The organism is Sphingomonas sp. GW821-FHT10F09 (assembly GCF_058809195.1).
Genome location: NZ_JBXASI010000006.1, coordinates 42239 through 53467, shown reverse-complemented (window position 1 = coordinate 53467; position 11229 = coordinate 42239). Strand labels below are relative to the sequence as shown.

Annotated in this window: 7 protein-coding genes; all 7 read right to left on the bottom strand. The window is 67.3% G+C overall.

The window, feature by feature from the left end; genetic code table 11:
* Positions 1-97 precede the first annotated feature (97 nt).
* Positions 98-1213: a beta-galactosidase BglB gene (gene bglB, locus AC1RTO_RS16690; RefSeq protein WP_493161915.1), complete on the bottom strand. Its 1116-nt coding sequence runs from the start codon at positions 1211-1213 to the stop codon at positions 98-100.
* Between the two features lies 1 nt (position 1214).
* Entirely contained in the window at positions 1215-4223 is a 3009-nt protein-coding gene (locus AC1RTO_RS16685) for a glycoside hydrolase family 35 protein (protein WP_493162046.1), read from the bottom strand.
* A 19-nt stretch (positions 4224-4242) separates the two neighbouring features.
* Complete coding sequence (locus tag AC1RTO_RS16680; protein ID WP_293876060.1) at positions 4243-4557, bottom strand: L-rhamnose mutarotase; 315 nt, start codon at positions 4555-4557, stop codon at positions 4243-4245.
* Positions 4558-4630: 73 nt separating this feature from the next.
* On the bottom strand, positions 4631-6142 hold the full coding sequence (locus AC1RTO_RS16675) for a rhamnogalacturonidase (protein WP_493161914.1): 1512 nt from the start codon (positions 6140-6142) through the stop codon (positions 4631-4633).
* A 137-nt stretch (positions 6143-6279) separates the two neighbouring features.
* Positions 6280-7041, bottom strand: coding sequence for an L-rhamnose 1-dehydrogenase Lra1 (gene lra1, locus AC1RTO_RS16670; RefSeq protein WP_493161913.1), 762 nt, complete (start codon positions 7039-7041; stop codon positions 6280-6282).
* 17 nt (positions 7042-7058) lie between these two features.
* A complete protein-coding gene (locus AC1RTO_RS16665) occupies positions 7059-7865 on the bottom strand; it encodes an IclR family transcriptional regulator (RefSeq protein ID WP_493161912.1) in 807 nt (268 codons plus the stop codon).
* Positions 7866-7955: 90 nt separating this feature from the next.
* Positions 7956-11177: a TonB-dependent receptor gene (locus AC1RTO_RS16660; protein ID WP_493161911.1), complete on the bottom strand. Its 3222-nt coding sequence runs from the start codon at positions 11175-11177 to the stop codon at positions 7956-7958.
* Positions 11178-11229 lie beyond the last annotated feature (52 nt).

Below are 11229 nucleotides of genomic sequence, written 5' to 3'. Positions count from 1 at the left end.
GAGGAGGGGTTGGGGTGGAGGAGTCGTGGACGTCGGTCTCGGTGAGACGTCCCCCACCCCCAATCCCTCCTCTGAACGGGGAGGGGCTTGGTTCGCGTCAGATATAGGTGCGCAGAAACTCGCCCAGGGCGACCATCGCGAGGCTCTGGCCGTAGGGCATCGAGGTGAGCGCGATATCCTTGTAGAATTGCTGCGTGTCGCCCATCGCGGTGCCGAAGCTGACCTGCTTCAGTTCGCCCGCGTCGTCGATGTTGGCGAGCACGCCGCGCACCGCCTTGATCCCGACCGCCTCGTAATGGCGCGGCAGATAGCCCTTCCGCACGCCCTTCAGGATGCCATAGGCGAAGCCGGCGGTCGCCGACGCCTCGAGATAGCTGGTCGGGTCCATGATGAGCGTGTGCCACAGACCGGTCTCGGCATCCTGCGTCTGGCTGAGCGTCTTCACCTGCGCCTCGAGCGTATCGATCAGGAAGGTGCGGAAGGCATCGCCCTGCGGCAGGTCGAGGATCTCGATGATTTCCGGAATCGCGATCGTCACCCAGCAATTGCCGCGCGCCCACAGCGCCTCGGCGAAATTGTGCCGGCCGTTGAAGTCCCAGCCGTGGAACCAGAGCCCGGTCTTCTTGTCGAACAGATATTTGATGTGGACGAGGAACTGGCGCTTCGCCTCCTCGATATAGTGCGGGCGGTTCAGCAGCAGGCCGATCTTGGCGAGCGGCAGCACCGACATCATCAGCGTGTCGTCCCACATCTCGCCCGGGTTCTCGTCGTTGTAGACGATATGCTGGAACCCGCCCTCCTCGGTCTTGGGCAGGCCGTCGGGCGCCATCAGCCATTCGGCCCAGGTGTCGAGATAGGGGATGTAGCGCGGGTCGGGCTCGTGCTCGTAGAGATAGGCGAGCGTGATGAACGGCGCGACGGTGTTGATGTTCTTGGTCGGCGTGCCCTCGGCGAAGCGATCCTCGAACCATTGCTTGATGATCGCGAGCGCCGCCTGGTCGCCGGTCTGTTCGTAATAGCGCCACATGCCGAACAGGCCGACGCCGTGGGTCCATTCCCAGCCGGCCCAGCCCTTGGTGTCGATGATCCGGCCGTCCTCCAGATGGAGGAGGAATTCGCCGGTCTCGTCCTTGATGTTGACGAGGTTGTCCATCAGCCGGGCGATGGCGGCGGTGACCTCCTGCCGTGGGACGTCGTGGGTGAGGGCGGCCAAGTTACTTCTCCTGGATGAGTTGGTCGGGGCGCGACGGCCCGGCGACCGGGGCAATGGACAGGCCGCCGCGCACGGAGCGCAGCGTGACGAGCTTCACGGGTTCCAGCACGTCGCCGGGCGCCCCGTCGCTGGTGACGGCGAGGGCGATCGTGTTGCGACCATGGTGGTTCAGCACGCCTTCGGGGATCGGGAAGACGCGCTGCGGGCCGACATGGGCGATGAACTGGCCCATGTTCCAGCCGTTGACGAACAGCAGGGCGCGGTATTTCGCGACCGAGCGGGGCGTGGCGGTATCGCCGAACGCGACCGCGACGGTGGTGTCCTGCCCCTTCGGCAGCGCGAGGTCGACGCGGGTGCGATACCAGGTGGTGCCGGGCCGGACGGTGGCCGGCGCGGCCTGCCATGCGGCGTCGTCGAAACCGGGCAGGTGCCAGCCGTTGCGCTCGCCATACTGGCCGCCGGTGTTGGCGGTGCCGCGGGCGGGGTCGGGCAGGTCCTCGCCGCCCTGCCTGCCTTGCACCTTCCACGCGATCGGGATCGCGAAGCTGCGGCCGCCGGGGGCTTCGAGCGAGGCGGAGATCAGGCCGCGCGCTTCCTTGTGCGCGTCGTCGCTGTCGAGGTCCCAGTTATGGCCGTTGTTGCGGACCATGATGCTGACGACATGCTCGCCGGCACCCTGCGCGGCGGCGGGCAGGTCGAAGCGCGCGGTGCCGGTGGTGATCGGGCGGGGCAGGCCGCCGGGCAGCTCGTCCTGGCCGACGAACACGCCGTCGACCCAGACCTGCACCATGCCCGAGCCGCCCGCGCCGTAATAGAGCGCGAGCTGCTTGGCGTCGGGCGTGCCGGTGAAGCGGCCGCGATACCAGACGTCGCCGTCGTGGAAGCCATAGGCGTCCATCGACAGATTGGGCTGGCCGTCGGGGCGGGCGGTGATGCTGGCGTAGGGCTTGCCCTCCGCCGCCTGCCATCTGCTGTCGTCGAAGCCGGGCTGCGCCTCGGGCGAGCCATAGGCGGTGCGCCACGCCAGCGCGGGCAGGGTGACGGGGGCGGGGCCGGCGAGCGGTCGGGTGGCGACGCGGCTGCCGATCGCGGTGGTTTTCGTGGGGACGGCAACGCCGTTCCAGCGGACCGACCGGATCGCGGCGGGCGCCCAGAGTTCGAGCGGCGTGTCCTCGCGCGTGTCGCCGGTGAGGGCGAGCGTGCCACCCTTCGCCGCGACATGCCGCACCAGCGCGGGTCCGCGGACCAGTGCCGGGCCCTGCCGCCAGTAGCGGACCGCCTCGGCCTCGTCGGCGAGGATCAGCGTCAGCGGCGGGCGTCCGCCACCGTCGATCCGCACCACGGCGCGGCCCTGATGCGGATAGTTGAGGCGCAGGTCGCCCTTCGCGGCATCGAAGCGGCTGGTCGCCTGTCCCTCGAGCACGCGCACCTGCGGCGCGGAGGCGTAGCGCAGCATCGTCTCGCCGCTCTCGCCGGCGCGGCCGTAGAGCAGCATCAGGTCGCGGCCGTCCGCGCGCATCGCGGCCTGCAGTTCGGAGGTCGAATAGACCAGCCGCTGTTCACCCACGGTCACGCCCGCGACCAGCCATTTGGCGTCGAAGCCGTTGAGGCGCATCGGCTCGGCGGCGGGGAAGGTGTAGCGGCCGTCGGGCAGGTCGGCGGTGATCGTGAAGCGGTCGTCGGTGGTCCCGTTCGACGGCTTGTGCGTCACCATCAGGAAGCGCGCGTCGCTCTCCGGGTTCCGGTCGTGATAGACCTGGACGTTGGGCGACGACACCACCGGCTCGCCGGCGGGCACCATGCCCGCGAGGTCGGGGACGGCGGCGATCAGGCCGCCCAGCTGCTTCATCTCCTCCGCCTTGGGGCGCAGTTCGCGCGCCTCGGAGATCGCGGCGCCGTAATCGTAGCTGGAGAACACCACCGGCGCGGGCAGCCAGCCCCAGCTGGTGCCGCCAAAGCCCATGTAGACGCTCTGGATGTCGATGCCGTTGGCGAGGTTGGTCCCGTAGAACACGCGCTGGAAACGCTTGCCGCGCTGGATCGCGTTGCATTCATAGCCGCCGTTCGACCCCCAGTAATCGAACCAGCCGCCGCCGAATTCGGCGAGGAAGGCGGGGGTGTCGGGCGAGGCGGAGGCACCGCCCTTCGCGCCGCCGGGGCCATAATAGCCCCAGTCGGGCGCGGCCGATCCGCGGGTCGGCTTGCCCTCGACGGTGCAGGTTCCGCCGGGATAGCCGTCGAAGGCGTAGAGGTCGTTGGGGCCGTGGACGACGTTGGCGACCCGGGACGATTCCGGCACCCAATAGCCGTTGCGGCCCTGATCGTTGTGGAACAGCGGCACGGTGATGCCGTCGGCACGCGCCTTGGCGGAGAGGTGGTCCATGTAGCGGCGCTGCGCGGGGGTGGTCAGCGCCAGCTCGTTCTCGATCTGGTGGAGGATGACGGTGCCTTTGTGGCCCTTGCCGTCCCCGTTGATCTGGTGGCGGGCGATGATCGTGTCGATCTGCGTCAGCCATTCGTCCGCCGCCGCCATATAGGCCGGATCGTCGGTGCGGGCGCGGCCGCGCTGGTTGACCAGCCAGCCGGGGAAGCCGCCGCGCGACAGCTCCGCATTCACATAGGGCCCGGCGCGGGTGATGACGTAGAGCCCTTCCTCCGCCGCCTCGCGCAGCACCCGGTCCATGTCGCGGATGCCGGTGAAGTCGTACACGCCCTGTTTCGGGCTGTGATAGCCCCAGTCGAAATAGAGCGCGACGGTGTTGAAACCGCTCGCCTTCAGCTTCTGCAGCACGTCGCGCCACAGATCGGGGCTGGGCAGGCGGAACGGGTGGAATTCGGCGGACCAGATCACCTGCCGCTTGCCGTCGATCATCAGCGAGCGCGCGTCATAGCTGACGCGGCCGAAGGTCTTCACCGGCGCGGCGAGATTCTCGGTGGGCTTCGCCACCTGCGCCTGCGCGGGGATGGCGAGCAGGGTCGCGAGCGCCAGCGCAGCCGTGCTCCCGCGCAGGCAGGCGCGCACGGCGCGATCAATCATGGTGGAAGATCATCGGCAGCGGCGTCTCGACCGGGCGGTTGTCGGGCTCGACCTCCATCAGCGGGGCCATATAGTCCCACCAGCGCTTCATCACCGGATGGTCGGGCAGCGCGTCGCGATCATTGTCCTCGGCGAGCGTCAGCACTGCGAACAGCGACAGCGTGCCTTCGTCGAGAAAGATCGAATAATTGCCGATGCCGCTCTGGGTCAGCAGCGCCGACAGTTCGGGCCAGATCGCGTCGTGACGACGGCGATATTCGTCGATCACGCCGGGCTTCAGCTGCATCTTGAATGCATGGATCGACATCAAACCCCTCCAGACCATTATATGGTATTGGTATGTAGGATTTGGTAAGCGGTTATCGCCCGGAGGTCAAACGCTAAGCGCGCCAGAACGGCGTGTTCGTGACCTGTATGTCGGCGGCGTCCTCGACCCGGAACGGGGGGCGGACGTCGGGCGTGGCGGTGGCGAGCGTCAGGCGGTCAATCGCCAGTCCGCGCGCATGCCGCACCCACAGGCCCCATGCCGGCGTGACCCCGAACATGCTGGGTTCGGGATAGGCAGTAGCGAGTTCCTCCGGCCGGCGCGCAGCGTCCGCAGCGGTGCCGCCGCCGGCATAGCGCAGTCGGATCTGCCGCAGCTGCACCGCCTCGACCGGGTGACCGGGCAGGCCGGCGATCGTCGCGGCGAAGCGATGGTCGATCCCGGTCGCATCGACCTGTTCGATCGACACGCCCCGGATCGCGCCGATGCCGGTGCCGGCGGGGCCGCGGCGGCGATCGCCGATGCGCAGGAAGATCGGGGCGGTGGTGACGTCGCGCATCGTCAGGCGGCGGGCGACGACATCCTCCATGACGCCGCCGTCCACCGTTTCCAGCGCGAGGCCGCGGCAATGGTGGAAGGTGCAATCCTCGATGAGGATGTTGCGATAGCCGCCGTTGCTCTCGGTGCCGAGCTTGATGCGTCCGGTCGGGCGGTCGCGATCGGGCGCCGCGACCTGCGTCATGCGGCGGCTGCCGTCGAGCAGCGTGCCGAGGTCGTAGCCGCTGACCGCGCAATGGCGGACGACGACATTCTCCGACGGGATCGCGCGGCCCAGCGCGAAGCTGCTCTTGATGACGATCGCATCGTCGTTGGGGGTGTTGACCCGGCAGCGTTCGACGACCGTGTCGGCGACGCAATCGAGGTCGATGCCGTCGCGATCGCTGTCGATCGACAGGTGGTGGACGTGCAGGCCGCGCGTGCCGGTGGCGAGGATGGCGAAATGGCCGCATTTCAGCATCGTGAAGCCGGACAGGCGGATGTTGCGGCCGTTCTTCAGCGCGATCCCCTTGTTGCCGAGGCCGTTCATGCGGGTGGCGTCGGGTTCCAGCTTCGCGATCTCGGCCGCGGTCATCTGGCGCATCGACAGCGGGCGCTCGCCGGTCTGCGCCTTCCACCGCGCCCCGGGGCCGTCGCGGGTAAGGCCGATGCCATGGATCAGGCCGGGGCCGGTGATCGCGACATCCTCGACGTCCTCGCCCCAGATCAGGCTGTTGCGCCAATGGCTGTGGCCGAAATCCTGATAGAGCTGTTCGCCATTGTCTTCGGGCAGGTCGTAGCCGGCGCCGGTCGCCGCCTCGATCACCGCGCCCTTGGCCAGCACGATCGTGACGCGGCTGCGCAGGCGGATCGAATAACAGCGATAGCGGCCGGCGGGGATGGTGACGGTGCCGCCCTGCGGCCGGGCGGCGGCCGCGGCGATGGCGGCGTTGATCGCGGGGGAATCGAGCGCCGTGCCGTCGCCCTTCGCGCCATGGTCGCGGACGTCGATCATCGTCGCGGCATGGGCGGGAAAGGGGAGGAGGAGGGACCCCATCCCGAGGGCGGCGGCGCGGCGGGTGATGGTCATGTGGTCCCTTGCCTCGTCCGCTTCCCCGGCGAAGGCCGGGGTCCCGTCGGGATGATGCGGGCGATGATTCACGAACGCCTGCCTGGCCGGGCCCCGGCCTTCGCTGGGGAAGCGGTGGAGGCAAGGCGCGGCATGGCCTATTGCAGTTTCACATAGGCGCCGCCGTCGACCAGCAGCGAGGCGCCGGTGACGTATTGCGACAGGTCGGAGGCCAGGAACACGGTCGGCCCGACGAGGTCCTCCGGCTGGCCGAGGCGGCCGAGCGGGATGCGCCCCTCCATGTACGACCGCTTCTCCTGATCGGCGAGGTCGTCCTTGTTGATGTCGGTCAGGATCGTGCCGGGGAACAGCGAATTGCACCGGATATTATGCTTGCCGAGCGCGATCGCGACCGACTGCATCAGCGAATGCAGCCCCGCCTTGGTCGGCGTGTAATGCGTCTGGTATTCGCCGCCGACCAGCGCCGAGATCGACGACATGGCGATGATCGAGCCGCCGTCGCCCTGCTTGACCATCTGGTTCGCCGCCGCCTGCACCATGAAATAGGCACCGTGCAGGTTGACCTTCATCGTCCGTTCGAACGTCTCGACCGGCATGTCGAGGAAGGCGTGGAAGGGGCAGATGCCGGCGTTGTTGACGAACACGTCGACACGGCCGAGCGCCGCCACGGCCTGTGCGACGAAATCAGTCGCGGTGGCGGGGTCGGAGACGTCGCCCTGCACCGCGATGCCCTTGCGGCCCAAGGCCTCGATTTCGGCGACCGCGGCATTGGCGCCGGCGACGTCGCGGCTGAAGTTCAACGCGACGTCCGCACCGTGGCGCGCGCAGCCGATCGCCACGGCGCGGCCGATCCCGGCCGACGCGCCGGTGACCAGCACGGTCTTGCCTTCGAGCAACATGTTCTTCTCCTTGGGGATTAGCTTTGCGGCTCGAAGCCGAGTTCGTGGCTGATCGCATTGGCGGTGCCGCGGACCTCGTCGGTCAGCGCGGTCATGCGATCGTCGCTCATATATTGCGCGGCGCTCGACACGCTGATCGCGCCGACGATCTTGCCGGCGGCATCGCGGATCGGGGCTGCGACGCAGCGGATCTGGTCCTCGTTCTCCTCGAGGTCGAAGGCGCGGCCGACCTTGGCATAGCCCTCCATCCGCTCGCGCCACAGCCGAGCGTCGGCCTTGGGGGCGCCGCCGGCCTGATCGGCGGCGAAGCGTTCGTCCCAATAGGCGGGCGGGGAATCGATCATCAGCGCCTTGCCGAGGCCGGTCGAGCTCAGCGGCTGGCGGTCGCCGACGCGGCTGGAGATGGTGATGCGGCGGCGGCCCGGCACCTTGTCGAGATAGAGCGCGAAATCGCCGTCGAACACGCCGAGATGCACCGTATCCTCGGTCGAGGCGGCGAGTTCCTCGAGATGCGGGCGCGCGACCTGGACGAGATCGGCCTGCGCCTGCGCGAGCGTGCCGAGCAGCAGCAGCTTCGGCCCGAGCCGGTAGCCGGCGCGCGGGGTGAAGGCGAGGTAGCCGCGATCGACCAGCGCGCTGAGCAGCCGGTGGGTCGTGCTCTTGGTCAGGTCGAGTCTGGCGGCGAGCTCGCTCAGCGTCAGCACCTCGTGGCTCACCGCCTCGATCAGGTCGAGCCCGCGCATCAGCGTCTGGCTGCCCGCGCCGACCGCGCCGGCGGCTCCGTTGGAGGTATCGGGCTTGTCGATGGTTGCCGTGCTCGTCATGTCCACTCCTTAGGACGCCCTCTTACATCCTGGCAACGCAACAAGCGACCGGTCGCCGCACATGCGACGACCGGCCAGGGGAGGAACGCGTCAGAACTTGAGCTGGAACCCGGCGAAAAAGCGCTGGCCGGGGTAGTAGACTTCCACCGTACCGATATTTTTGATGTAGCTCTTCGAATATTCCTTACCGATGTTCTGCATTTCCATAAACAAACTATAATGCCATTCCGGGAAGCGGAAGGTGATCTTGCCGTCGAGATAGCCTTCACCCTTGCGATAGATCGGGTTGTTGCTGTTCACCGAATTGACGGCCTCGACCAGCCAGTCGGAACGGTAATTGTAGCTGAGTCGCGCGTTCAGCCAATCTTTGTCGTAGAAGACGCTTGCATTGTACGTCCACTTCGACAGGCCGGGATATTCGTCCAGCGGCAAGCCCGTCGCGCTGTTGGTCAGATTGGTACGGATCGCACGGGCGTAGGTGACGTTGCCGCTCGCACCCAGCCCGTCGAACGGCGCCGGGAGGAAGGTGAAGGCGGTCTGCGCGCTGCCCTCGATCCCGTCGAGCAATGCACCGAAGCCGTTGATCGGCTGGCGAACCGTGTAGAGCAGGCCGTCCTGGAACAGATCGACGTCGCTGCGCGTGACGTTGGGTACGACGAAGCTCTTTTCGTACTTCTTGTAGTAACCAACGCTCAGCAGCGTATCGCGATTGGGATACCAGGCGAGGTTCGCCTCCCACTGGTCGGCGCGATAGGGCTTCAGCGCGGGGTTGCCCGCGGTGCAGATGTCGTTCGCAGCCGAGATGGTCGCATCGTCGAGGCAGTTGATGTTGGGCACCAGATCGAGCGGCTTCGGGCGGGCGAGGTTCTTCGCCCAATTGGCGCGCAACACAAGGTTGGGCGTGATCTCGAGCGCGGCGTTGAACGCCGGCAGCACGTCGAAATAGTCGTTCGAGAGCGACAGCTGCTGCGACGCCAGGATCACCGTTTCGGTTCCGCCGGTCGCCGTGAAGCGGGTGACGCGCGCGATGTTGGTGCCCGTCCCCTTGTCGCGGGTGTAGGTATAGCGGACGCCGGCGTTGCCGGTCAGGCGCATGCCGAACACCTCGCTATCGACGTTCGCCTGCAGATAGCCCGCGGCGATCGATTCGGTGATCTTCGCCTGCGGGACCTGGGGCAGGCCGTCGGAGTTGAACAACCGGTCGTGGTCGAAGCCGGACAGGTCGAAATACTGGCTGATGATATTGGGTTCGAAATTGGCGAAGGCGATGCGGCCGGGGATGCCCGACGGCGCGCCCTTCAGGCCGCTGAACAGGGGCGCACCGCCGCTCGTCGCGCCGAGCGCGGTCAAAAGGGAGGCATATTCCGCCTGCGTCAGCTGGTTGGTGAAACCGCCGCCGCCGATCGTACCGCTCGGCGTCGAGCGAGCCGTGACCACCGGAACGATGTTGGTCGTGTAGGAGACGTTGGCGCTGGTCTGATACACCGGCGTCGTGGTGCCGCCGCCCGACACCAGACGTGAACCGCCGCCGTTGTAGAGCAAATAGTCCTGCTTGCGGAACTGACCGCCATATTCGATGCTCTTCAGCGGACCGGCGTCGACTTCCCAATCGATGTCGATCTTGATCTGATCCTCGCTGTTGCTGGCGAACGTCGGGCGATACTGGACCGTCGGCCCGAGCACGCCGAGGTTGTTCCCGGGACGCGAGAAGTTCGTGTAGATGCTGGGGTCGGCCGGATTGATCGTGTCGGGATAGGTGAATACCGGGATGCCGAGGTCGTTGCGTGTGTCGACCTTGACGCCGGAGATGCCGGTGGACAACGAGATCAGGTTGGTTTCGCCCTCCGTCTTGGCCGTCGAATGCGAGACGATCGCCTTGATCTGGATGCGGTCGAAATCCCAGTCGAACCCGCCGATGTAATAGCGCGACTGCTGGTCGTACTGGAAGTCACGGCGCTGGACGCCGAGGATGTTGGCGGAGCCGCTGTAATTGGGTGCGGCGGCGGTGCCGATATTCACCGGGCCGGTCGCCGTCGTGTAGCTGGTGACGATATGGTTGGCGTCGACCGTCGCGCTGCTCTGCTGCACCTGCGGACGCGAGGTGCCGCCGTTCAGGCCGGCGGGTAGCGTCGCATCGAGCGGGAAGCGCTGGAAGCGGCCGAGGTCAAGCGAATAATTGGTGTCGAACAGCTTCTGGTTGCGGTTGTTGATCGTCGCTTCGCCGAACACGCGGAAGTTGGATGCGACCTCATATTGGACGGTCAGATCCGCCGACAGGCGCTTGTCGCGACGCACGAGGTTGCGATAGCGCGGCCCGTTCGGCGCCCAGTCGAAGAACTGGGTTTCGCAGGCAAGCCGACGGGCGGTGGCGTTCGAGGCATTCTGCCCGCCGACGCCGGCGCAGCTCGCATAGGTGTTGAAGTTCGAATAGAGCGGATCGGCGACCGTCTTCTGATCGGAGTGATCGAAGTCGGCAAGGCGGGTCCAGCCGGTGTTGCTGGCATAATCCTGACGCGTCGATTTGTCGTCGTAGGTGGCGTTGAACAGCACGCCCAGGCCGTCGATCAGGAATTTCGGCGTGCCGAGGATGACCGTGGCGCGGGGCCGCCAATCCTGCGTCAGATCGAGATGCTGTTCGGAGAAGACGATACTGCCCAGCGCCTTTTTCAGCTCCAGCGGCTTGCGGGTTTCGACCGACACGGTGCCGCCGAGGCCGCCCTCGGTGAGGTTCGCCTGATAGCCCTTGAACACGTCGATCGACTTGACGAGTTCGGTCGCCAGCTCGCGGAAATCGCCGGCGCGCGATCCGTTGGCCGAGGCCTGGCTGACGCCGTTGATCTCGACGCGGTTGAGGTCGGGTTCGACGCCGCGGATGGAGACCGCCACGCCTTCGCCGAAGTCGCGGCTGAGCTGGACGCCGGTGATGCGGGACAGCGAATCGCCGACGTTCTTGTCGGGGAAGCTGGCGATGTCGTCGGCGACGATCGAATCGACCACGGTGCCGGCGTTGCGCTTGCGGGCGATGGCGGATTGCAGCGAGGCGCGGGTGCCGACGACGAGGATGTCCTCGGGGCTGGCTTCGGGATCGTTGGCGTCGGTGGCGCCAGCGGTGGTCTGAACGGGTGCGTCGGCGGGGGCGGGGTTGGTGGCCGGGGTTTCGGCGGGCGCCTTCGGCTCGACCGCGGCGGAGGAGGGGGAGACGGCGCGGTCGCCGGGAACCGGGCTGGTCTGCGCGGCGGCGGGCGTCGCGGCACAGCCCAGCGCGATGGCGAGGGCGGATGTCGTCGCAAGGGTGCGGCGGCTGGCGATCATGGAATTTCTCCCCTGGATAGACCGCGCGACGCGGTCGGTCGGCGCTGCGTGT